Origin of the sequence: Rhodanobacter lycopersici (genome assembly GCF_040812335.1) — a bacterium.
In the GTDB taxonomy this organism is placed as follows: Bacteria; Pseudomonadota; Gammaproteobacteria; order Xanthomonadales; family Rhodanobacteraceae; genus Rhodanobacter_A; species Rhodanobacter_A lycopersici.
In genome coordinates, this window is sequence record NZ_JBFOHK010000004.1 from 460,929 (window position 1) to 485,087 (window position 24,159).

Below are 24,159 nucleotides of genomic sequence, written 5' to 3' on the forward strand. Positions count from 1 at the left end.
ACTGCGAGTCAACCGACCCGGCGCAGCCGCCGCACCGCCAGCGCGAAAAACACCGCGCCGAACCCGGCCAGCACCAGCACATGGGGCAGAGCCGCGTCATGCGCGATGCCCACCGCGGCCAGCGCGATGCGGTCGAGGTGGTAGCTCGGCCACACCGGCGCGAATTGCTGCAGGGATTTCGGCAGCATCGACAGCGGGAACCACAGGCCGGACAGGAAGGACATCGGCAGGTAGACCAGCTGCAGCATGCCGGGCGCGCCCTGCCCCTTGATCAGCGTGCCCACCAGCATGCCCAGCGCGCAGAACGGCAGCACGCCGAGCATGCCGGTGACGAGCAGCGCGACGGCTTGCAGCGGCGTCAGCACCACGTGGGCCAGGCCCGTCGCCATCGCCAGCAACATCAGCACCACCACCGCGGCGGCGCCCATCGCCATCAGCATCTTGCCCAGCAGATAGGCACCCGGCGGCATCGGCAACGCGCGTTTCCAGGTCAGCAGGCCGCCCTCGCGCTCCAGCGCCAGCGACACGCCGAAACCGAACAGGCCCGGGCTCATGACGCCGAAGACGCCGTAGCTGGCCAACAGGTAACGCGCCGCATCGGCGCCTTCGGACTTGCCCATCAGCACGCCGAACACCAGGTAGAACAGGCCCGGAAACAGCAGGATCGGCAGCATGAAGCTTGGTGCGCGCAGGTAGCGCAGGCATTCGCTGCGCGCCTCGGCGAGGTAGGCGCCGAGCACGCGGCGCGGCGGCATGGCGGGGACAGTGGCCGGCGATGCGGCGACAACGGCAACGGCGTTCATCAGGCGGCCTCCTGCTCGGCGGCGGTTTCACGGGTGAGTTCGGTGAACGCTTCGGCCAGGCCGGCGCGCTGCACCTCCAGTTCGCACAAGGCGGGATCGGCGTCGAGCAGCCGGCGCACCACCGCCTCGGTCTTGGCGGTGGCGATGCGCAGATGGCCGTCCTCGCGCGTGGCGGACGTCACGTCCGGCCATGCAGCGACCGCCTCCGCATCGAGGTCGCTTACGCAGCGGATGCGGGTGAGCGCCACGCGCTTGCGCAGGTCGTCCACGCTGCCCTCGCTGAGCACATGCCCCTGGCCGAGCACCACCACGCGTTGTGCCAGCGCCTCGGCCTCCTCCAGGTAATGCGTGGTGAGCACCACGGCGCAGCCTTCGGCGACCAGCGTGCGCATCGCCGCCCACAGCTTCTGCCGCGCGTCGATGTCCATGCCCACGGTAGGTTCGTCGAGGAACAGCAGCTCGGGCCGGCCGCACAGCGCCAGCGCAAACTGCACGCGCCGCTGCTGGCCGCCGGAAAGCTTGCCGTAGGGCCGCAGCAGCAGGTCGGTGACGCCGGCCAGTGCGGCGGTTTCGTCAAAACCGCGCGGATTCGGGTAGTAGCTCATGATCAGGCGCAGCAGTTCGCCCACGCGCAGCGTGGCCGGCAGGTTGGCCGACTGCAGCATCACACCGATACGGCGGCGTGCCTCGATGCGCTGCGGGTCGAGCCCGAACAGTTCGACACGGCCTGCGTCGGGACGGATCAACCCCAGCAGCAGGCTGATGCTGGTGCTCTTGCCGGCGCCGTTGGGGCCAAGCAGGGCCAGCAGTTCGCCGCGCCGCACGGTGAGGTCCACGCCGTCCAGCGCGGTAAGCGGGCCATAGCGCTTCATGGCGGTGACAAGTCGGGCAACCGTGGTGTCGTTCATGGTGGTCTCTCCTCCTGCCCCGCAGCCTAGGTGCCGCTTGGCACCGGCCCCAGTCGCCGCCGTCAACCATCGCGGGTGACAGGCGTCACCTCCGCTGCGCGGACGCCAGGAACCGCACTCAAGTACTTGATCGGGAAAGGCCGGACACGACCCGCACCCATCGCCATGGCACCGTCAGGGGGTACCGGGCACCCCGCCCCCCGGGTTATCCTCAGTGTTCGTGGACGCGCGCCCCACCCCGTCGAACCGGGCCATGCGCCACGGGAGCCTGGCTCCCCCACGCACAACACGTCGGCCTGCTTCGCGCTGGGTGCGAGGCGCCGACGGATCTTTGAGGAGTAAAGCCATGGGTTTGATCGAACAGCTGCGCGAACTGCGCGAATTCGGCGGCAAGCCGCGCACCACCGGCCTGGACGATGCCAGCATCGAGCGCATGGCCGCGGTCGACGTCATGCTTGGCGAGGCCGTGGCCGCCGCCGTGGTGCGCCATCGCGAACTGCGCACCGGGCTGGGCGACTTCCTGAAGCTGGACGAGGCCGAGCAGCTGGCGCAGGCGCAGGCCGGCTTCGTCAACTTCTACCCCGACGACGCGATCAACCCCTACCTGCCGGCTGCCGCGCGCGGGCCGTGGATCGTCACCCTGAAGGGCGCGGTGCTGCACGACAATGGCGGCTACGGCATGCTGGGCTTCGGCCACAACCACCCGGCGATCGACGCCGCGCTGGCGCGCGACCAGGTGATGGCGAACGTGATGACGCCCAGCGTGGCGCAACTGCGTTTCACCCAGGCCCTGAACAAGGAACTGGGCCGCAATCGCGGCAGCAACCCGTATGCGCGCTACCTGTGCCTCAACTCCGGCTCGGAGTCGGTATCGCTGGCCTGCCGCATCGCCGACGTCAACGCCAAGCTGATGACCGATGCCGGCGGCCGCTACGCCGGGCGCACGATCAAGCGCCTGGTGGTGAAGGGCGCCTTCCATGGCCGCACCGAGAAGCCGGCGCTGTATTCGGATTCCTCGCGCAAGGCCTACCAGCAGCATCTCGCCAGCTACCGCCACGAGGACAGCGTGCTGGTGGTCGAGCCCTACAACGTGGCCCAGCTGGAAGCCGCGTTCGCCGATGCCGACAAGCACGGCTGGTTCGTCGAGGCGATGTTCCTGGAACCGGTGATGGGCGAAGGCGATCCCGGCCGCGCGGTGACGCCGGAGTTCTACGCCGCCGCGCGCCGGCTCACCGAGGCGCACGGCTCGCTGTTCCTGGTCGACTCGATCCAGGCCGGCCTGCGCGCCCATGGCGTGCTCTCGCTCACCGACTACCCCGGCTTCGAGAAACTGCCCGCGCCGGACATGGAGACCTTCTCCAAGGCGCTCAACGCCGGCCAGTACCCGCTCTCGGTGCTGGCAGTCAGCGAGCGCGTCGCCGGCCTGTACCGCAAGGGCATCTACGGCAACACCATGACCGCGAACCCACGCGCGCTAGACGTGGCGCTGGCCACGCTGGGCGAGCTCAGCGACATCGTGCGTACCAACATCCGCGCCCGCGGCAAGGAGTTCGTGGACAAGCTCAACACGCTGAAGGACGAGCTGGGCGGCCTGATCACCAAGGTGCAGGGCACCGGCCTGCTGTTCTCCTGCGAGCTCGCCCCGCAGTTCAAGTGCTACGGCGCCGGCTCCATCGAGGAATACCTGCGCGAGCGCGGCATCGGCGTGATCCACGGCGGCGTCAACTCGCTGCGCTTCACCCCGCACTTCAACGTCACCAGCGCCGAGGTGGACCTGGTGGTCGCGCATGTGCGCCACGCCCTGCTGGAAGGTCCGCGCAAGAGCGAGAGCAAGGCGGCCTGACACCGCCCCCGCGCCTGCCGAAGCCGGACACGTACCCGGCAGGCGCCTTCGTTCGCCCTGCCCCATGGCCGACGCCGATGCTGGCGTCGCGCCTACGACAGCCTGCGCATTGTTCAGCGACGATGCTCCTTCCCCGGCGATAGACTGGCGCCCGCCGGCAGCCGCCGGTCACCACGGGAGGAAGCATCATGACCATGCGTTTCAGCCTGCTCGTCGCCAGCGCCGTGCTGGCCCTCGCCACCACCGCCGCGTTCGCTGCCACGCCGCAGGCGGCCGCCAAGAAAGAGCTCACCCCGCAGCAGCAACGCATGGCCGACTGCAGCCACCAGGCCACCGGCAAGAAGGGCGACGAGCGCAAGACCTTCATGAGCGACTGCCTCAAGGGCAAGAGCGCCGCCGCGGCGATGCCGGGCGCCAAGGCCACCCAGCAGGAGAAGATGAAGAGCTGCAGCGCCGAGGCCAAGACCAAGGCGCTCAAGGGCACCGACCGCAAGACCTTCATGAGCGGCTGCCTCAAGGGCGGCGACGCCGCGCACTGAAGTCCGGTCGCGGCATGCCGGGCGCCGCCGCAAGGCGGCGCCTGCTTTTCGAAACCCTTTTCTGCGTAGGAGCGCACCCTGTGCGCGATGGCTCTTGGCTTCGATCAGGCGCCAGAGCCATCGCGCACAGGGTGCGCTCCTACGAGCATCCGCAGCCGCTATGCTTGGCCGATGAAAATCGTCGAAGTCCGCCACCCCCTGATCCAGCACAAGCTCGGCCTGATGCGCCGGGCCGGCATCAGCACCAAGGAATTCCGCGAACTGGCCTCCGAAGTCGCCGCCCTGCTTACCTACGAGGCGACCCAGGATCTGGAAACCGTCGAGGAACACATCGACGGCTGGGCCGGTCCGCTCGTCGTGCAGCGCATCAAGGGAGCCAAGGTCACCATCGTGCCTATCCTGCGCGCCGGCATCGGCATGCTGCCCGGCGTGCTCGACCTGATCCCCGCCGCCAAGGTCAGCGTGGTGGGGCTGCAGCGCGACGAACAGACGCTCAAGCCCATCGCCTACTACGAGAAACTCACCGGCCGCATGGACGAGCGCATCGCCATGATCGTCGACCCGATGCTGGCCACCGCCGGCACCCTGATCGCCACCGTGGACATGCTCAAGGCCGCCGGCTGCCGCCGCATCAAGGGCCTGTTCCTGGTTGCCGCGCCGGAAGGCCTGAAGCGCATCGAAGCCGCGCACCCCGACATCGAGATCTACACCGCCGCGATCGACGAACGGCTCAACGAGCACGGCTACATCCTGCCCGGCCTGGGCGATGCCGGCGACAAGATCTTCGGCACGAAGATGCCGTGAGCAGGAAGAGCCCGGGATAGCGGGTTCTTCCCCCGATCACCCACCACGTTTCGCCCGTTTCCCGCCTTACCGCCCGAGGCGGTCGGTGGCTTCGATCAGTTCGTGCACATTGCCCGGCTCGAACGCCGAGTGGCCAGCATCCTGCACGATGCGCAGATCCGCCTCCGGCCAGGCACGGTGCAGGTCCCAGGCGCTGCGGATCGGACAGACCACGTCATAGCGGCCCTGCACGATCACTGCCGGGATCTTGCGGATGCGCTCCACGTTGCGCAGCAACTGGTCGTCGTGCGCGAAGAAGCCGCCGTTGACGAAGTAGTGGCATTCGATGCGCGCGAAGGCCAGCGCGAATTCGTCCTCGTCGTGCGCGCCGATGCTGGCCGCATCCTGGTACAGGTAGCTGGTGGAGCCCTCCCATACCGACCACGCACGCGCCGCCGCGACGCGCACCGCCGGGTCGTCGCTGGTGAGGCGGCGGTGGTAGGCGCTCATCAGGTCGCCGCGCTCCACTTCGGGAATCGCCGCGAGATAGGTTTCCCAGGCATCCGGGTACAGCGCGTCGCAGCCCTTCTGATAGAACCACTCCAGCTCCCAACGGCGCAGCATGAAGATGCCGCGCAACACGAGTTCGGTGACCTTGTCCGGGTGCGTCTGCGCGTAGGCCAGCGCCAGCGTGGAACCCCACGAGCCGCCGAACACCTGCCAGCAGGCGATGCCCAGGTGCTCGCGCACGCGCTCGATGTCGGCCACCAGGTCCCAGGTGGTGTTCTCGCGCAGTTCCGCATGCGGCGTGGACTGGCCGCAGCCGCGCTGGTCGAACAGCACGATGCGGTACACCGCGGGATCGAAGAAGCGCCGGCACTTCGGGTTGGTGCCGCCGCCGGGGCCGCCATGCAGGAACACCACCGGCTTGCCGTCCGGATTGCCGCACTGCTCGTAGTACAACGTGTGCAGTTCCGAGACCTTGAGCGTGCCACGGTCGTACGGCTCGATCTCGGGGTACAGCGTGCGGCGTTCCTGCGTCATGGTCGTGCCCGGCTTGAAAATTGAAGAGTGCAGCCATGGATGGCTGCCCGTTTGATCCACGCGATCAGGGATGATCGCAAAAGTACCAACAGAATGCGGCCCTGGATGGCCGCCCGCTTGATTCCCGCGATCACGAATGCTCGCAAACACCGGAAAAGGCTAGCACGGCAGCCCGAAGCGGCGACCTTGCCAAGCCATTCATGCGCTATCGCCTTGCCACATCCGCATGGAAAATTTGGCCCTCTTCCCTTCGACCCAGAGCGCACATGCATACCGCCCGCATCCGTCTGCCGGGACTGCTCGTCCTGATCTTCGCCTTCATCCCACCGGCGGCACTCCTGGCAGCCCCGCTGCCGGATGCCCACGCAGGCCACGCAGGCCACGCTGCGCTGCAGGACAAGCTCGAAGCACTGGCCAAACGCGCCCAGCCCGGCGTGCTTGGCATCGTCGTGCTCGACCCGCAGAGCGGAGAGCGCTGGCAAGTCAATGCAGGGCGCGCCTATCCGATGATGAGCGTATTCAAGGCACCGGTGGCCGCAGCGGTATTCGCGCGCATCGACAGCGGTGCGCTGTCGATGGAGAAAACCGTCACGCTGACGCGTGCCGACGTGGTCGGTGGTTCGGCCGTGCCATCCATCGGCGCGCACTTCCATGGCGAGCGCATGAGCTTCACCGTGCGCCAACTGCTCGCGGCGGCCGTCAGCGACAGCGACAACACCGCCGTCGACGCCCTGTTGAAGCTCGTCCCACCGCGGGAGGTCACCGCCTTCCTGCGTGCGCATGGCATCGCCGGTATGCGCGTCGACACGGGCGAGGCCGGCGTCGACCGCGTGTTCGAACAACTGGCGCCCGGCCAGCAGCCGCCCGAAAACGAGACGGCTCAAGCCGAGGAGTCGCGCCTGCAACGCGGCTATCGCGCCTATCTCGCCGATCCGCGCAACCGCAGCACGCCGGATGCCGCCGCGGACTTCCTGCGCCAGTTGCAGCGCGGCGCCTTGCTTTCGCCGGCATCGACGCATGCCTTGCTCGCGCTGTTGCAGGCCCAGACGCGACCGAACCGCATGCGGCAGGGCCTGCCCCGCGACGTGCAGTTCGCGGACAAATGCGGCACGTCCTACACGCTGGACGGACTCACTGCCGCCTACAACGACATCGGCATCCTGATCTGGCCCGACGGTCGCAGCGTGATCGTGGCCGCCTTCCTCACGGCTTCAACCGCCTCGAAAGCGCAGCGCGAGGCGCTGTTCGCCGACCTGGCGCGCACCGTCGCGGCCACCTGACATCCCTGACGCTCACTCCGCCTCGAACAGCTTGCCCGGATTGAGGATGCCGTTCGGGTCGAACACCTTGCGCACGCCGCGCATCAGGGCGATCTCCGCCGCGCTGCGCGTGCTGTCGAGGTAAGGCCGCTTGACCAGGCCGATACCATGCTCGGCGGAGATGCTGCCGCCGTGTTCCTTCAGCGTGGCGGCCAGCAACTTGGTGACGTGCTCGCACTGCGCGATGAAATCCGCGTCCACCATGCCGGCGGGCTTCAGCACGTTGATGTGCAGGTTGCCGTCGCCGATGTGACCGAACCACACCACCTCGATGTGCGGGTACTCGCGCGCCAGCAGCGCCTGCATCGCATGCAGGAAGGCCGGCACCGCGCCAATGCGCACCGACACGTCGTTCTTGTACGGCTTGTGCGGCGCCAGGCTCTCGGTGATGCCTTCGCGCAGCCGCCACAGCGCGGCGGCCTGCGCCTCGCTCTGCGCAATCGTGCCGTCGACGATCCAGCCCTGCTCCATGCCTTCGCCGAGCACGGCCAGCGCGGCGTCCTGCGCGGCTTCGTCCGGCGCGTCGAACTCGGTGACCACGTAGTACGGATGTTCGCCGTCCAGCGCGCGCTGCGCGCCGTGCGCCAACACGTGCTTCAGCGCCACGTCGGTGAAGAACTCGAAGGCCTGCAGCGCCAGCTTCGCGCGGAACAAGCCGAACACGGCCAGCACCGCATCCATGTCCGGCAGGGCCAACAGCATGGTCTGCGCGGGTGGCGGCGGATCGGTAAGCCTGAGTGTGGCTTCCACCACGATGCCCAGCGTGCCTTCCGAACCTATCATCAGCTGGCGGAAATCGTAGCCACTGGAGTTCTTCACCAGCGCGCGGTTGAGGTCGAGCAGTTCGCCGTTGCCGGTCACCACCTTGAGCCCGGCGATCCAATCGCGGGTGTTGCCGTAGCGGATCACCCGGATGCCGCCGGCATTGGTGGCGATGTTGCCGCCGATGGAACAGGAGCCGCGCGCGGCGAAGTCCACCGGATAGACCAGCCCGTGCTCGCGCGCTGCCGCCTGCACGGCCTCCAGTGGCATGCCGGGCTGGACGGTCAACGTGCGGTCGGCGGCGTCGAAGCCCAGCACGCGGTTCATCCGCTCCAGGCTCAGCACCAGTTCGCCGTTCGCCGCCACCGCGCCGCCGGAAAGCCCGGTGCGGCCGCCCGAGGGCACGATGGCCACGCCATGCTCGTTGGCCCAGCGCACGATGCCCTGCACTTCCTCGACGCTTGCCGGCAAGGCAATCGCCAGCGGCGCCGGCGTCCAGCGCCGGGTCCAGTCGCGGCCGTAGTGCTCGAGATCACCGGCCTCGGCAAGCAGGCGCAGTCCGGGCAGGTGGCGGGCGAGATCGTCCAGGGCAACGCTCATGGTGGCTCCGGTGGCGTTATGACGCGGGCATGCGTTCAGACGTCCAAAACTTCTGTGCTGCGATGCCGCAATTCTGGCATAGTAACAGCTCCCCTCGCGCCGGAGCCGCCATGAAGACCTCGTTCCCACGGCAAGACATCAAGGTGCTGCTGCTGGAGGGCGTGAGTCGCACCGCGGTGGAGGTGTTCGAGCGCGCCGGCTACAGCAACATCGAGTACCACGAGAAGTCGCTGCCCGAGGCGAAGCTGCTGGAGCGCATCGCCGACGCCCATCTCGTGGGTCTGCGCTCGCGCACCCAGCTCACCGCCGGAGTGCTGCGCCACGCCAAGCGGTTGATCGCGGCCGGCTGCTTCTGCATCGGCACCAACCAGGTCGAGCTGCCCGAGGCCGAACGGCTGGGCATCCCGGTGTTCAACGCGCCCTACTCCAACACGCGCAGCGTGGCCGAGCTGGTGATCGCCGAGGCGATCATGCTGCTGCGCGGCATACCGCAGCGGAATGCGCAGTGCCACCGCGGCGGCTGGAGCAAGTCCGCCGCCGGCAGCTACGAGGCGCGCGGCAAGGTGCTGGGCGTGATCGGCTACGGCCACATCGGTACCCAGGTGGGCGTGCTCGCCGAGAGCCTGGGCATGCGGGTGATCTTCCACGACGTGGAAACCAAACTGGCGCTGGGCAACGCACAGGCCGCCGCCGGGCTCGCCGACCTGCTGCAGCGATCCGACGTGGTGACCCTGCACGTGCCGGAAACCCCGGCCACGAAGCTGATGTGCGGCGCCGGGGAAATTGCCGCGATGCGCAAGGGCGCCTTGCTGATCAACGCCTCGCGCGGCAGCGTGGTCGACATCGAGGCGCTGGCGGCGGCGCTGCGCGAAGGCCATCTGGCGGGCGCCGCGGTGGACGTGTTCCCGGTCGAACCCAAGGGCAACGACGATCCCTTCGTGTCGCCGCTGGTGGGCCTGGACAACGTGATCCTCACCCCGCATATCGGCGGCAGCACGTTGGAGGCGCAGGACAATATCGGCATCGAGGTGGCGAGCAAGCTGGTGCGCTACAGCGACAACGGCTCCACCCTGTCGGCGGTGAATTTCCCCGAGGTGTCGCTGCCCGAACATCCGCGCAGCCGCCGCCTGTTGCACATCCACAAGAACGTGCCCGGCGTGCTTTCGCGCATCAACGAACTGTTCTCCGCGGGCAACATCAACATCGACGCGCAGTTCCTGCAGACCGACGCGGAAGTGGGTTACGTGGTGATCGACGTCTCTGCCGACGAACAGCAAGCCGCGCTGTTGAAGGACAAGCTTGCCGCCATTTCGGGGACGCTGCGCACGCGCGTACTCTATTGAGCGCGAGGATGGCTTCGCGGCCAGAGTCGGCAGGGCGCCCCTGCTGACAGGCAGGGCACAGGGACAGGCCAGTGCCCTGTTCCCGTCACCCGCACCGGGTGGCGGCTGCTCGTAGACACCACGCTGGTCCCAGGAGCCTGCTCGAAGCCCGCTGGAATCGGGTCGCCACGTCCCGGCCCCTGCGCCGCCACAAATGCATGCGACACTCCTGGACAGACTCAGGGAGAGTTCCATGGCGCGTCTGTCGATCGGCCGCTGCGTGCGCAGCGGCATGGGGGGGATCGGTGTACTGCTCATGCTCGGCCTGCTGGCCGCATGCGGGCACCACGAAGGGGGCAAGCCGGCACTGCAGGGTGCGCCCGCCGCAAGCACTTCGAGCCATTCCGCAAAAGCGCGGCCCTTTGCGCTGCTCACGGCCAGTCCGCAGTCGACCGGTACGCGCAGCGCCATTGCGCTGCATTTCAGCAACGCACTGGCCTCCGCCCAGTCCTTCGACCAGCAGATTGCCGTGACCGGACCCAACGGCGAGGTCGTCAGTGGCAGTTGGGTGCTGCAGGACGACGGCAAGACCTTGAGCTTCCCGTTCGTGTCGCCGAACCAGCACTACGCCGTGGTCCTGCACGCCGGACTGCTGGCCGCCGACGGGCGCACGCTGGGGCGCGAGATCAAGCACGACGTCTATTCCGGCAACCTGCAGGCCGCCGTGGGCTTCGCCTCGATGGGCAGCGTGCTGCCGGCACGCGGCTCGCGCGGCCTGCCGCTGGTATCGGTGAACGTACACGACGCCGACATCGAGTTTTTCCGCGTCCACGATGACGCACTGTCGGACCTGTTCTGCGCCTATCCCACCAACAAGCACCGGGGCGACTACGAGCTCGATCATCAGATCAGCGGTTGGGATCGCTGCGAGCACGGCGATCGCGTACGACGTCCGATCACCGACATGGGCGACTCGGTCTACGCCAACCACTACACCCTGGGCGGCGATGAAAACGCACGCACCATCACCTACATCCCAGTGCAGGACATTCCGCAGCTTGCCCAGCCGGGCGTGTACATGGCGGTGCTCAAGCAGGGCGGCACGTTCGCGGGCGGCTACGACACCGCGATCTTCTTCGTCAGCGACCTGGGCCTGCACCTTCGCGTCTACCGCAACAATGCGCTGCTCCACGTCGCGTCCCTGGAAGACGGTACGCCGGTCAGCGGCGTCGACGTGGAGATCGACGACGCCAATGGCACGGCCAAACTGAAGGCCACCACCGATGGCGATGGCAACGCCCTGATCGCCTACAAGGTGGAACCGTCGGACGTGCTGATCGCCCGGCACGGCAAGGACGTCTCGGTGCTGCCGTTCAACCGCCCCGCGCTGGATGTCTCCAACTTCGACGTCACCGGCCGCCCCCAGCGGCCGTTCGAAGTATTCGCCTGGTCCGGGCGCGACCTGTACCGCCCCGGCGAGACGCTGCACGCATCGGCCCTGCTGCGCGATTACGACGGCAACCCGATGAAGCCGCAGGCGCTGTTCGTGCGGCTCAAGCAGCCGGACGGGCGCAGCCTGGTCGACACCCGGCTGGATCCCCGCGACCTCAATTATTTCGAACTCAGCCAGGTCATTCCCGAGGACGCGCCCACCGGACTCTGGCAGCTCGAATTCCGGCTGGACCCGGGCAGCAAGGAGGCCGTGCAGGCGTTCCCCTTCCATGTCGAGGAATTCCTACCCGAACGCATGAAGGTGGACCTGGCCAGCCCGCAGGCGCGGCTGGCCCCCGGCGAACCGTTCAAGCTGGTGGTGAACTCCAGCTACCTGTACGGCGCGCCTGCCGACGGCAATCGCTTCACCGCCAAGCTGCTGGTGAAGCCCGAAGTGCATCCGCTGGCGAACCTGCCCGATACCTTCTTCGGCAATCCGCTGGTCGACCTGCCCAAGAGCGCGAACGACGTAGTGGACACCAAGCTCGATGCCCAGGGCCACCTCGAACAGGACATCGCCCTGCCGGACGATGTGAAGCCCGTGGCGCCGCTGACCATGACGCTGTCGGGCAGTGTGTATGAAACCGGCGGCCGCGCGGTCACGCGCATCCTCGATCGCGTGTACTGGCCGGCCCCCGAACTGGTCGGCATCCGTCCGCTGTTCGATCCGGCCCAGGGCGCGGAAAGCGAGGGACGGGCGTCGTTCGAGATCCTGCGCGCGAACGTGGACGGCAAGCTGGTGGCGGGTTCGCACCTGAAAGTCCGGCTGCAGCGCGAGATCCGCGATTTCTACTGGCTGTACGAACACGGGGACAACTGGAAGTCCAACGACAACGTGCAGTTGCAGGAGATCGACGAAAAAGATGTCGATGTCGCCGCGGGCCAGCGCGTCCAGGTCGATTTCCCCGTGGAATGGGGCGGCTATCGGCTGGAGGTCTACGATCCCGCCACCCGGCTGACCACGGTCTATCCGTTCTTCGCCGGCTACAGCTGGGACGACGAGAACCTCGGCAAGGAGGCGCGACCGGACAAGGTGAAGCTGGCGCTGGACAAGGCGCGCTACCGCGCCGGCGACACCATGAAGGTCACCGTCACGCCGCCGCACGACGGCCCCGGCGTGCTGCTGGTGGAATCGGACCACCTGCTCTACACCCGCGATATCAATGCCACCGCGGGCGCCACATTCGAGATCCCGGTGACCAGGGACTGGGAGCGTCACGACGTGTATGTCGTCGCGCTGGTGTTCCGCGGCGGCAAAGCCACCGAGCACACCACGCCGGCGCGCGCGATGGGCATCGAGCACGTCACGATGGACCGCAACGACCGGCGCATCCCGCTCAAGCTCGAAGCGCCGGCACTGATGCGCCCGGGCAACCCGCTGGACGTCACCGCGCAGGCGCAGGGCCTCGCCGGACAGCGTGCCTACGTCACGCTGTCGGCGGTCGACCAGGGCGTGCTCAACATCACCAACTACCCGGTACCGGATGCGTGGGCCTGGATGTTCGCCAAGCGTGCGCTCGGCGTCGACGCCTACGACCTCTACAGCCGCGTGATCGAGGCGATGGACGGCGCCACCGGCAAGCTCCGCTACGGCGGCGACATGGGCGGCAAGGGCCTGCCGCATGCGGCACGGCTGAACCCGAAGGTGCGGATCGTCGACCTGTTCGCCGGCCCGGTCGCCTTCGACGCCCAGGGCAAGGCCACGCTGCACGTCCAGGTGCCGGACTTCAACGGCAGCCTGCGCCTCGCCGCGCTGGCCTACACCGACCGGCGCTTCGGCAACGCCGACGGCAACGTCACGGTGCGCGCGCCGCTGGTGGTCGAACCCAGCACGCCGCGCGTGATGGCCGCCGGCGACAAGGCGGAAATCAGCGTGGACCTGAAGAACCTGTCCGGCAAGGACGGCGTGGCCAGGATCAGCGTGAAGGCGGGCAACCTGATCAAGGTCAGTGATGCCGCCCGCGAGGTGCCGCTGAAGGATGGCGCCAGCACGACCCTGCTGATGCCGGTGACCGCCGAGGGTGGCGCCGGCGTGGCGACGCTCGACATCCATGCCCGGCTCAACGACTACCAGGTCGACCGGCACTTCGAATTCGCCGTGCGCCCGGCCTGGCCGGAGACCGTTCGTACCACGCCCATGGCCATCGAGGACGGCAAACCCGCGCGCCTCGACGGCTCGCTGGCCGGGCTGATCCCGGCGACGGTGCGCACCCAGCTCACCCTCAGCACGCTGCCGCCGCTGCCCTACAACAGCGCCCTGCGCCATCTCCTGGAGTATCCCTACGGCTGCATCGAGCAGACCACCAGCAAGGGCTATGCGGCGCTCTACATGGATGAGAAGACCGCCAAGGCGCTCGGCGTGCCGGGCCTGACCGATGCCCAGCGCCAGGCGGCGGTGGAAAGCGCCCTCGCCCGCATCGCGTCGTTCCAGGCCAGCAACGGGCACTTCAGCTTCTGGGGCGGCAGCAGCCCGATCGAAACCTTCATGACGCCCTACGTGGTCGACTTCATGCTCGACGCGCGCGATGCCGGTTTCGCCGTGCCGCAGGACGTGCTGCAGAAAGCGCTGCAACGCCTCAGCGACGACCTGCTCGCCGGCGGCCATCCGTATTACGGCTACGAACACCACGACCACATGCGCATCGCGGACGAGGCCTATTCCGGCTTCGTGCTGGCACGCGTCAACCGCGCGCCGCTGGGCACGCTGCGCGCGATCTTCGACAACGACCGCCAGAAGCTGGTCGCGCCCTTGCCCCTCGTGCACCTGGGCATCGCGCTGAAACTGATGGGCGACAACGAACGCGCACAGAAGGCCATCGACGAAGCGTTCGCATGGAACAAGGAGCGCCCCTGGTACGTGGGCGACTACGGCTCGGAGTTGCGCGACCTGGCCGTGATGGTGGCGCTCACGCACAGCTACGGGATGAACAAGGCCGCCTACGACGCCAAGCTCATCGACTGGGCGCGCAACGCCACGGCCAACGTGCGCGCCACCCAGCAGAAGATCCCTTACTACCACTGGTCGTGGTCCTACCTCAGCACGCAGGAGCAGGTGGCCATCGCGCGCGTGGCGCATGCCTTCGACGCGGGGAGCAACGCGCCGCTCGCCGCGTCGCTGGACGTGGGCGGCAAGGTCGAGCAGGTGCCGGCGGACAAATTCATGTGGACCCGCAACCTGACGCCCGCCGAGCTTGCCAGCGGCGTGGCCATCCAGCCTGCCGGCAAGGCCACCGTGTTCGCGACGTTCGATGTCGCGGGCATCCCGTCGAAAGCACCCGCGGCCGATGCCAGCCAGGTCGACGTGCGCCGCGGCTACTTCACCACGGACGGCAAGCCATGGACCGGCGACACGCTCAAGGAGGGCGATAGCTTGATCGTCGAGTTGACCATCGAAGCACGCATGGACATGCCCGATGCGATGGTCACCGACCTGCTGCCCGGCGGCCTGGAAGTGGAAAACCTCAACCTGGATGGCGCACGGCAATGGCAGGGCGTGGTGGTCGACGGGATCAACCTCGACCAGCACACGGGCGCCGCCGACATCGTGCACGAGGAGTACCGCGACGATCGCTACGATGCCGCCCTCCGGCTGCGCCGCGGCCAGCCGGCGCACGTGTTCTACCTGGTACGCGCGGTGACGCCGGGCACGTACACCGTTCCACCGCCGCTGGTGGAGGACATGTACCGGCCGGCCGTGCGCGGCATCGGTGCGATCCAGGTCACGTCGCTCAAGGTCGTGGAACCCTGAGTCGCCGGAGGGGCGCGCGGCACCCCCGCGTGTCCCTCCGGCCGATGAGCCACATGGATCCCGCATCACTCGTGACCGGCCACCAAGCCAAACCCTTCATCGCACGACTGCGCCGGTGGTTGCGTATCGCGACCGCAGGTATGGCCGCGCTGCTTTTGCTGGCCGTGCTACTGGATCGCCTGTTTCCCCTCAAGCTGCCGGCGCCCGATACCGGCAGCACCGTGGTGCTCGCGCGCGACGGCATGCCGCTGCGCGCGTTCGCCGACAGCGACGGCGTGTGGCGCTACCCGACCACGGCAGGCAAGGTGTCGCCGCTTTATCTCTCTGCCCTGCTCACCTACGAGGACCGCTGGTTCTACCGGCTTCCGGGCGTCAATCCGTATGCGCTGGCGCGCGGCGCGGCCCTTTCATTGCGCGAGGGTCGCATCGTGTCCGGCGGTTCGACGCTGACGATGCAGGTGGCGCGCATCATCATGCCGATGCCGCACACGGTCGCGGGCAAGTTCGTGCAGATTTTCCGCGCGCTCCAGCTCGAAGCGCATCTGAGCAAGGCACAGATCCTCGATCTTTATCTCAACCATGCGCCCTTCGGCGGGCCGATCCAGGGCGTCGAGGCGGCGTCGTGGGCGTACCTGGGCAAGCCGGCCAGCCGGCTCTCGCATGCCGAAGCCGCCTTGCTGGCGGTGCTGCCGCAATCGCCCAGCCTGCTGCGCCCCGACCGGCACCCCGAGGCAGCAAGGCGTGCACGCGACAAGGTGCTCAGGCGCATGCACGACGAAGGCTTGTGGAGCGAGGCCGTGGTTCGCGACGCGGAAATGGAACCGGTGGTCGCGCGCTCGCTGCGCGCCCCCCTGGAAGCGGCGCTGCTGGCCGAGCGACTGCACCAGCTACATCCGAAATCCAGGCGCATCGTCACGACCATCGATGCGAACCTGCAGCGTGCGGTGGAAGATCGCGTCAGCAACTATCTCGCACGGCTGCCGCCCCGCACCTCTGCCGCGGTGCTGGTGGTCGACAATGCCTCGCTGGCGGCGCGCGTCTACGTGGGTACGGCCGAGTTCGGCAGCGTGCAGCGCCTGGGTCACGTCGACATGGTGCGCGCACCGCGTTCGCCGGGCTCCACGCTCAAGCCCTTCCTGTACGGGCTCGCGCTCGACGATGGTCTCATTACCTCGCAAAGCCTGCTGGTCGACGCTCCGCAGGATTTCGGGGGCTACAAGCCGGGTGATTTCGATGAGACGTTCAGTGGCCCGGTCAGCGTGGCCGAGGCCTTGCAGCGTTCGCTCAACGTGCCGGCGGTGGATGTGCTCGACCACGTGGGCCCTAAGCGTTTCGTGGCGCGACTGGCGAATGGCGGCATCGACCTGGAGTTGCCGCAGGGCGCGCAACCGAACCTGTCCATCATCCTGGGCGGCGCCTCGGCGCGGCTGGAAGATCTGGTGGGCGCCTACACCGCGCTCGCCAACGGCGGCATCGCAGGCGCGCCGCGTTACATGCCGGGACAACCCAGACAAGCCCGCCGCCTGCTTTCACCCGGCGCGGCATGGATCATCCGCGACATCCTGGCGACCAACCCGGCCGATGTCGACGGCGCCCCGATGGAGGGTACGGTCAACCGGCACGGTGCAGTGGCGTGGAAAACCGGCACGAGTTACGGCTACCGCGATGCCTGGGCCATCGGCGTCGCCGATGGCTGGACCGTCGGCGTGTGGATCGGCCGTCCCGACGGCACGCCGTCCCCGGGCCAGTACGGCGCGGTGACCTCGCTGCCGCTGATGTTCGACGTCGTCGGCATGTTGCCCGACCACCATGTCTACGTCGCGCAACCTGCCAGCGTGCGCAAGGTGGACATCTGCTGGCCGCTGGGCGGTGCCGCGTCCAGTACGCCGCCGGCCCTGTGTCGCCAGCGACGCAGCGCATGGACCCTTGACGGCGCACTGCCGCCGACCTTCGCCGAACGCGATCTCACGGCCTGGTCGGCCGGCCTGGTAACCGTACGGGTCGACGCCACCGGGCACCGCCTGAGCGCCACCTGCCATGGCAAGGGCCAGCACGCGATCCAGATCGCCCGCTGGCCCGCTCTGGCGACTCCGTGGCTGAGCGCCGACGATGCCGCGCATGCCGCCCTGCCGCCACTCGCCTCCGGCTGCGCCCCGGACTCGCTCGACGTCGCCAGTTCCATCCGCATCGCCGGACTCGGCGATGGCGCGCGGCTGCGGCAGGCGCCGAACAGCACCACGCCACTGCGCGTGACCCTGCAGGCGCTCGGTATCGCGGGGGAAGTGCAATGGCTGCTCGACGGCCGCCTGCAGGGAAGCAGCCTCGGCCACGCCGACATGCGCCTGGCCTTGCCGCAGGCAGGCGATCACCAGATCACCGCACTGACCCGCAACGGCGCTTTTGCCCATCTTTCCGTGCACGTCGACAAACCCTGAGACTGCCTGGCCTCGATCCGCTTGCGCCGCCCCGGAGGAGTCACCTGGACGATGCGGCGATGCCGCGACGCCTGGTTTTCGGCTTGCCGGCCTTCGCGGGCCCGGCGGTTCCGGCTGCCGCTTTTTTCGCCGCGGACCCGCGACGCACACCCGCCGATGCGTCCGTCTTCCGGGCGAGCCGCTGTTCGTCGCGCCGCTGTTCGCGGAAGGCCGCCGCATAGCTTTTCAACTCCGCCTTCGCCTTGTCGCCCATCCCCGGCACATCGTCGATATGCGCCGCCATCTGCCGCAGCAGCTCGTAGTCGTGGTAGTCGCGATAGGGTTTCAGGTCGAGGTCGGCCGGCACCTTCTGTAGGCGCTCGTCGCCGATGGACTTCACGTATTTCTGCATGAAGCGGTCGTAGGCCTGCCAGGTGACGCGCTGCGCGTTCACTGCGGCCTCCTCGGCGCGGGTGGCGATCTGGTGCGCGTGCAGGTAGTGCAGGCCCAACTGGTCGATCAGGGTCTTCTCCACTTCCTCGTGCAGGACCAGGAAGCGGTCCACCTCGATCGTGCGGCCGCGGAACGTGAAGCTCTTCGGCAGGTGGCGGTCGATGTAGATCGTCTTGCCGTCCTGGCTGTAGCCGGCGAGGTAGGGAATGTCGTGCTCGCGATCAAGTTTCTTCACACGGCGCAGGATCGCATCCAGCGCGCGATCCATCATCAGCGCCGAGACATACCAGTCGGGTGCCTTGAGCTTCTCGTGTGGCGCATTCGGATGGCAGCTGTTCGACGGCATGCGGCATCTCCTCGTGGATGGACCCGATGCCGCAGCCTAGCCGGGCCGTCCTGCAATTTCCTGCGCCTTCCGCGAAAGGCGAAAAACACTCCCGATGACGCGCACTGCGCCAACGCATCCATGCAGCGGCAGTTCGCCAAACCTGCCCTCCGACGCAACGCCGGTGGCACGAGCCGCGTGCCTTGGCGGATCAAGCTGCTTGCAACCGCATGACTTTCGTTTATATTCGAAAATGATAGATTTACTTTCTTTTAGCTTGAAGATCGCAGCAAAACTGCCGACGGAAAAGAAATCAAAGGGAATTGCACGTTAGTCATGAGGGGGTGCGCTCATGCTTCTCAGCATCGGTGTTGCATGCCCTGACGTGGGCGGCGTGTCGATCCAGGAGCTCGGCAGCCTCTGCACGGATCACGCCGCAAGGCGCGGGCTTCGACAACCAGCCACACACGACAGGGTGAAGGTCATGACGCGTTCACGGTTGAGTCTCTGCATCCTGCTACTGCTGGGTCCGCTCTCCCTGCATGCACAGGTCCGCGTCTGGCAGGGGCAGATGCCGCTTGCGGCATCGGAGGAAGGTCCGCCCGACGAGAATCCGCCGTTCGACGTCTACGGCACCGCCAATTTCAGCTACCCCTACACGCTGCGCGAAGACGTGCGCAACACGGAGACCAACCATCTCTGGCGCGCGCTTTTCCTCGAGAACGAATACCTGAAGTGCACGATCCTTCCGGACCTTGGCGGGCACATCTACACGTGCGTCGACAAGATCAACGGCAAGCCGATGTTCTATGCCAATCCGACATTGAAAAAGGCGCTGATCGGCTATCGCGGCGCGTGGTCGGCGTTCGGCGTCGAGTTCAACTTCCCGGTGTCGCACAACTGGGTTTCCCTCTCACCCGTCGACTGGTCCTACGCGCAGGATCCGGACGGCAGCGCATCGGTGACGGTCGGCAATCGCGATCGCGTCTACGGCATGGAGTGGACGGTCCAGCTGGTGCTGCGCCCGGGCAGCACCGTGCTGGAAGAACGCGTGACGCTGTCCAACCCCAGCGAACTGCGGCATCGGTTCTACTGGTGGAACAACGCGGGCGTGCAGGTCCATGACGATTCGAAGATCTGGTACCCCATGCAGTTCACGGCCAGCCATGGCTTCAAGGACATCGACACGTGGCCGGTGAATGCGAAAGGCATGGACCTCAGCATCGTCGGCAACCACAAGGATGGCCCCGTGTCGCGCTTCATCTACGGCAGCCGCGAGCCCTTCATGGGCATCTACGACCCGGACACGGACGCCGGCGTCGTCCACTACGCCAACTACGCGGATCTGCCGGCAAAGAAGATCTGGACCTGGGGCACCAATGCGGATGGTCTTGCGTGGCGCCACGTGCTTTCCGACAACGACAGCGCGTATGCGGAAGTGCAGGCCGGACTTTTCCGCAACCAGGAAACCTACGGCTTCCTGCAACCCGAGCAGATCATCCACTTTTCCGAATACTGGATGCCGGTGCACGGGATCGGCGGCATCTCGCGTGCCAACCTGAATGGCGTCGTGTTCATGTCGCGGAAGCGCGATGCCACGGGACATGAAGCGCTGGTGGTGGCCTTCAATGCCAACCGCCGCTTCCCCGATGCGAGCATCCGGGTTCTCGACGGAACCAGCACGGTCTTCCAGGCAACGGCAACGCTCGACCCGGCCAAGACCTGGCGACACACGCTCGACGACCTTTCTCCGGCGAAGAAGTACACCTTCGTCCTCGAAAGCGACCAGCACGAAGTGCTTCTCAAGCACACGGAGGACCAGTACGACTGGACCCCGCGCAACGAGGTCCATACTGGTCCGCAGACCACCTATCAACCACCCGATACAAGCGACGGCCTGCTCGAACGCGGCACGAACGAAGAACTGCAGGGCCAATTGATCGCCGCCCGGAAAACCTATGCACAAGCGCTCGCGGCATCCCCGGACAGCCTGCCCCTGCTGAAGGCGCAGGGCCGGCTGGACGTGAACCTGTTCCGCTTCGACGAAGCATCGCGCCTGCTGAAGCAAGTCGAAGACCGCGCCACCTGGGACGGGGAAACGCGTTACTACCGCGGCATCGCGGAAGCCGCCCTCGATCATCCGCAGGAGGCGCGCCTCGAATTCGAGGCCGCCTATCGCGATCCGTCCTACCGGGCGGCGGCAGGCGTGTTGCTGGCCGAGCTGCTCATCAAGGACAAGGATTTCGCACGGGCCCACGACGATGTGCTGACCCATGTATGCCATCCGGATACCGCCAACACGGTTGCCCAGCGCTGCATCGAAGACGTGGTCGCCGTGCGGCGCGCCCTGGGCCCGACCGATCGCGCACGCCAGCTGGTGGCCACCGCACTGGCCACCTATCCCACCAGCGGTTTCCTGCGGAACGAGCAAGCCATCCTGGGACATCCGGATGCGCAGTTCGACAAGCACCTCGCCAGCGATCCGAACCGGATTATCGATCTGGTGATCCAGTACAACCGGCTGGGGCTCTATGCCGATTCGCTCGCGCTGCTCACCCGCCAATATCCTGCCGCGCCGGCTGACGAAGCCGAGCCGGGCACCGTGCCGCCCGGCCGGTATCCCTTGCTTGCTTATTACCGGGGATATTGCCGCGAGCAGATGGGCCAGTCCGGCTTGGCCGACTACCAGGCTGCTGCGCGCATGCCGTTACGCTACGTGTTTCCCGAAAGGCGCGAAACGCTGCAGGTTCTGCGCGCAGCGCTGGCGGGGAATCCTTCCGACGCATCCGCGCACTACCTGCTGGGAACGCTGCTGTTCTCCAAGGGCATCACCGACCAGGCCATCGCGGAATGGCGCCGCGCCGCGTCGCTCAACCCCGATATCCCATCGCTCGACGCCAGCCTCGGCCGCGCGCTGCTGGAGATCAGGCAGTCACCCTCGGAAGCGGCCACCGTGTTCCAGCACGGCTTCCAGACCGACCCGGCCAACCCCGCGCTTTACACCGGCATGGACAAGGCCATGCGGCAAATGGGCAAACCCGCCGCCCAGCGCGTCGCCATGCTGGAGAAATTCCCCGCGGATGCGGACATGCCCACCGATCTCGTGCGTGCTCTGGTCAATGCATTGCGCGAAGACGGCAAGGACGATCAGGCCGATGCCTTGCTGGCCAAACATTTCCTGCCGCGCAAAGAAGGCGCAGCGCCGCTGGTGCCGGAATCGAAGGGCAAGCCGGCGGATGTCCCAGTGCGGCAGCATCCGTAATCCGCCTGGCCGAACGTGATGCCCGCCTGATAAATCCAGCACACTTCTCAGCACAATGCTTCGACATGACCACCACGGCATGTGCAGCCTATGCAGGGATTCGAAACGTTTCGGCTGGAGCGGCGAAAAGACCTGCGACGCATCGCACGTGCCACGAACGGCGAAATGGAGGCGGACGAGCTGCTCTCCGAGGCCTTCTTCCTCACGATGGAGATCGAGGAAAAGATGAACCGCATGCTCGATCTCACACTGGCTTCCGACCAAAGCATCCTGCTTGGTTGGCTGTACGCCAGGTTCGTGAGATATGCCGACAAGACTATGCAGTACAGCATCAAGCTCGATGCTGGCTGGGACGACGACACCGGCGAATTGACCACAGGCGCCAAGCTGTCCAGCCAGCTGGCAGCGCCAGAGACCGAAGACCCCCTGACACGGCAAGTCATGGCCGAGGACCACCAACAGCAATTGGAAACCGTGCAAGCTAGCTACTCGGAAGCCTCCGCCTACACGTTGCTGCTGATCGAATGGAGCTGGGACTTCAAGGGGCTGGCCGCCCACCTGCTTCTAGGCTGCACCAAGACACTGCGCAATCGCGTTGCTCTCGCCGCCGAGAAGCAACGCTGCCAGCCATCTCTGTTTGATGGCATCGAACACATCGACCCCAGGTTCAGGCCGACACGTTCGCGTGGCACAAACCGGGCCATGAAAGTGTTGCGTGACTGGTTCTCTCGGTGGCGATCCATAGCAGCACACTGCTAGCCGGTGATACCGCGAAACAAGGCACTCAGCCGTCTACCGCTATTGAGCGGTCGGAATGGGTAACCATCAGGAAGCGAGGCACCCTTGGGGTAGACATCAAGACAGAGGAGATGGGACCGAGGTGGACCGGCTGGAGGACTTCGGCAGGCTGGCGTCCTCTCGCTGAGCCCCCATAAACAGCTTGAGCGCGAGCCAGATAGAGCTCATTCGGACACTCGCAGCACGGAAGTCGTCGAGTACAAGGATGAGCGCTACGAAAGATGCTGGATAACCGCGGAACGCTCACGTGGCGGCAACGTGACGCTGGAAAGGCACTTGGCCTGACGTGGTGACCAACCCAATTGGTACACAACTAGCCGGGGCGTATCAGTGTCCAAATGGGACGAAAATACCAACCAGCATCAATATGACGGCCAGGAGCATGACCAGCCGTGCGTACTTCGGCGTGAACCACGTGCCGCGCCTGGCCGATTGATACATGTCGCTCACCGTAGAACGAAAGCCAGGGGCCGGGTAGCACATCAGCGACCACGCATATAAAAGACACCCGCAACCTGAAAATAGCGACGCGGGAGGCCGCTGTGTCAAGAATGCAACAACGGCTAACAGCACGAGGACTCCAGCCCAAATCCGCTGCCCTCGACTGATGCTGGCATCAAAGCCAAGATTCAACTTCATGCATCGCTCCGGTGACACGAGGCAATAGGGAGAGCACGGCACACCAAGCCCGTCACTCCGTAAGCCCCTCCTCGACGACTCTTAGTCGTCGCAACCGCCGCCACCACCGCCATCGTAGCCGGCATCCGGTGCGCCGTAGACATCGTATTCCACGCGCACATCCTCGCAGTCGGTAATTGACCTGACGTAGCAGCGCGACGTAGCAAAGAGACGTGGGGTTTTGGAGTTGGCGCGATCACCAGAAACGCCGTATTTTCAGATCAACGACTCAGGCACTCGCGAAACGAAGTGCCTACCGCTGAATGGTCGGGGCGGCCGGATTCGAACCGACGACCCTTTGCCCCCCAGGCAAATGCGCTACCAGGCTGCGCTACGCCCCGACTTGGACTTGAAAGGCGGCAACGTGGCCGCCTTCTGCACTTCGCGATCATGCGATCGGAAAGCGCGAACTATAGCAGATGAATGCGCTCAGCGACGCAGCAGGGCGAGGACTTCTTCCAGCTCCAGCCGTACCTGGTGCACGATCTGGTGCGACATGCTCGCCTCGACGCGCGCCTGCGGGCCTTCCAGCCGTGCGCGGGCACCGGTGATGGTGAAACCCTCGTCGTACAGCAGCGCGCGGATCTGGCGGATCATCAGCACATCGTGACGCTGGTAGTAGCGGCGGTTGCCGCGGCGCTTCACCGGGTTCAGCGCGGGGAATTCCTGCTCCCAGTAGCGCAGCACGTGCGGCTTCACCCCGCACAACTCGCCCACTTCGCCGATGGTGAAGTAGCGCTTGGCCGGGATGGGCGGCAGTTCGGTGTTATTCCCTTGGTCCAGCATAGCCCTCGACTCGCACCTTGAGTTTCTGCCCTGGCCGGAACGTCACCACCCGGCGCGCCGAGATCGGAATCTCCTCGCCGGTCTTGGGGTTGCGCCCCGGCCGCTGGTTCTTTTCGCGCAGGTCGAAATTGCCGAAACCCGACAGTTTCACCTGTTCTCCCCTTTCCAGAGCCTCGCGAACCACCTCGAAACAGGCGTCCACGAACTCCTTGGCTTCACGCTTGTTGAGGCCTACGTCCAGGAAAAGCCGCTCGGCCATATCCGCCTTGGTCAGCGCCATC

The 24,159-nt window shown here is 66.6% G+C and carries 17 protein-coding genes and 1 tRNA gene; 9 read left to right on the forward strand and 9 right to left on the reverse strand.

From position 1 onward, the window contains the following. Window positions 1-8: 8 nt before the first annotated feature. Window positions 9-803 carry an ABC transporter permease gene (locus ABQJ54_RS16085; RefSeq protein ID WP_367855325.1) on the reverse strand — a complete coding sequence of 265 codons (795 nt, stop codon included), beginning with the start codon at window positions 801-803 and terminating at the stop codon, window positions 9-11. Next, window positions 803-1,711 (reverse strand): ABC transporter ATP-binding protein, encoded by a 909-nt coding sequence (locus tag ABQJ54_RS16090; protein ID WP_367855326.1) that lies wholly within the window; start codon window positions 1,709-1,711, stop codon window positions 803-805. The genes ABQJ54_RS16085 and ABQJ54_RS16090 overlap by 1 nt, the downstream gene beginning before the upstream one ends. 346 nt (window positions 1,712-2,057) lie before the next feature. Here ABQJ54_RS16090 and ABQJ54_RS16095 point away from each other — a divergent pair, with 346 nt between their 5' ends. The 3 genes from ABQJ54_RS16095 (at window position 2,058) to upp (ending at window position 4,897) form a co-directional block, all read left to right on the forward strand. Beyond that, window positions 2,058-3,554 carry an aminotransferase class III-fold pyridoxal phosphate-dependent enzyme gene (locus ABQJ54_RS16095; RefSeq protein ID WP_367855327.1) on the forward strand — a complete coding sequence of 499 codons (1,497 nt, stop codon included), beginning with the start codon at window positions 2,058-2,060 and terminating at the stop codon, window positions 3,552-3,554. Window positions 3,555-3,742: 188 nt separating this feature from the next. After that, a complete protein-coding gene (locus ABQJ54_RS16100; RefSeq protein ID WP_367855328.1) occupies window positions 3,743-4,093 on the forward strand; it encodes a PsiF family protein in 351 nt (116 codons plus the stop codon). 171 nt (window positions 4,094-4,264) lie between these two features. Continuing rightward, entirely contained in the window at window positions 4,265-4,897 is a 633-nt protein-coding gene (gene upp, locus ABQJ54_RS16105) for a uracil phosphoribosyltransferase (RefSeq protein ID WP_367855329.1), read from the forward strand. A gap of 66 nt (window positions 4,898-4,963) precedes the next feature. On the opposite strand, the gene pip is transcribed toward upp, so the two are convergent. Beyond that, the gene (gene pip / locus ABQJ54_RS16110) at window positions 4,964-5,920 is read right to left on the reverse strand and encodes a prolyl aminopeptidase (RefSeq protein WP_367855330.1); all 957 of its coding nucleotides are present in this window, start codon (window positions 5,918-5,920) and stop codon (window positions 4,964-4,966) included. A gap of 266 nt (window positions 5,921-6,186) precedes the next feature. Here pip and bla point away from each other — a divergent pair, with 266 nt between their 5' ends. Then, window positions 6,187-7,200: a class A beta-lactamase gene (bla, locus tag ABQJ54_RS16115; protein ID WP_367855331.1), complete on the forward strand. Its 1,014-nt coding sequence runs from the start codon at window positions 6,187-6,189 to the stop codon at window positions 7,198-7,200. Between the two features lie 12 nt (window positions 7,201-7,212). On the opposite strand, the gene ABQJ54_RS16120 is transcribed toward bla, so the two are convergent. Further along, window positions 7,213-8,601, reverse strand: coding sequence for a D-2-hydroxyglutarate dehydrogenase (locus ABQJ54_RS16120; protein WP_367855332.1), 1,389 nt, complete (start codon window positions 8,599-8,601; stop codon window positions 7,213-7,215). 110 nt (window positions 8,602-8,711) lie between these two features. On the opposite strand from ABQJ54_RS16120, the gene serA reads away from it, so the two are divergent. The 3 genes from serA (at window position 8,712) to pbpC (ending at window position 17,597) form a co-directional block, all read left to right on the forward strand. Then, the gene (serA, locus tag ABQJ54_RS16125) at window positions 8,712-9,944 is read left to right on the forward strand and encodes a phosphoglycerate dehydrogenase (RefSeq protein WP_367855333.1); all 1,233 of its coding nucleotides are present in this window, start codon (window positions 8,712-8,714) and stop codon (window positions 9,942-9,944) included. 232 nt (window positions 9,945-10,176) lie between these two features. Then, window positions 10,177-15,162, forward strand: a complete 4,986-nt coding sequence (locus ABQJ54_RS16130) for an alpha-2-macroglobulin family protein (RefSeq protein WP_367855334.1) — start codon at window positions 10,177-10,179, stop codon at window positions 15,160-15,162. A gap of 53 nt (window positions 15,163-15,215) precedes the next feature. Next, window positions 15,216-17,597, forward strand: a complete 2,382-nt coding sequence (pbpC, locus tag ABQJ54_RS16135; protein WP_437343366.1) for a penicillin-binding protein 1C — start codon at window positions 15,216-15,218, stop codon at window positions 17,595-17,597. A 40-nt stretch (window positions 17,598-17,637) separates the two neighbouring features. Here pbpC and ABQJ54_RS16140 read toward each other — a convergent pair whose 3' ends face one another. Continuing rightward, the gene (locus ABQJ54_RS16140) at window positions 17,638-18,375 is read right to left on the reverse strand and encodes a hypothetical protein (protein ID WP_367855336.1); all 738 of its coding nucleotides are present in this window, start codon (window positions 18,373-18,375) and stop codon (window positions 17,638-17,640) included. 463 nt (window positions 18,376-18,838) lie between these two features. Between ABQJ54_RS16140 and ABQJ54_RS16145 the strand changes: the two genes are divergently transcribed. Together ABQJ54_RS16145 and ABQJ54_RS16150 are read left to right on the forward strand one after the other, a co-directional pair. Continuing rightward, window positions 18,839-21,616: a DUF5107 domain-containing protein gene (locus ABQJ54_RS16145; protein WP_367855337.1), complete on the forward strand. Its 2,778-nt coding sequence runs from the start codon at window positions 18,839-18,841 to the stop codon at window positions 21,614-21,616. 90 nt (window positions 21,617-21,706) lie between these two features. After that, a complete protein-coding gene (locus tag ABQJ54_RS16150) occupies window positions 21,707-22,375 on the forward strand; it encodes a hypothetical protein (protein WP_367855338.1) in 669 nt (222 codons plus the stop codon). A gap of 366 nt (window positions 22,376-22,741) precedes the next feature. Here the strand turns inward: ABQJ54_RS16150 and ABQJ54_RS16155 are convergent, their stop codons facing one another. From ABQJ54_RS16155 to ihfA, 4 genes are all read right to left on the reverse strand, one after another. Further along, a complete protein-coding gene (locus tag ABQJ54_RS16155) occupies window positions 22,742-23,053 on the reverse strand; it encodes a hypothetical protein (RefSeq protein ID WP_367855339.1) in 312 nt (103 codons plus the stop codon). 303 nt (window positions 23,054-23,356) lie between these two features. After that, a tRNA-Pro gene (locus ABQJ54_RS16160) sits at window positions 23,357-23,433 on the reverse strand. Window positions 23,434-23,521: 88 nt separating this feature from the next. Next, window positions 23,522-23,878, reverse strand: coding sequence for a MerR family transcriptional regulator (locus tag ABQJ54_RS16165; protein ID WP_181301494.1), 357 nt, complete (start codon window positions 23,876-23,878; stop codon window positions 23,522-23,524). Further along, on the reverse strand, window positions 23,859-24,158 hold the full coding sequence (gene ihfA, locus ABQJ54_RS16170; protein ID WP_077481444.1) for an integration host factor subunit alpha: 300 nt from the start codon (window positions 24,156-24,158) through the stop codon (window positions 23,859-23,861). The genes ABQJ54_RS16165 and ihfA overlap by 20 nt, the downstream gene beginning before the upstream one ends. Between the last annotated feature and the right edge of the window lies 1 nt (window position 24,159).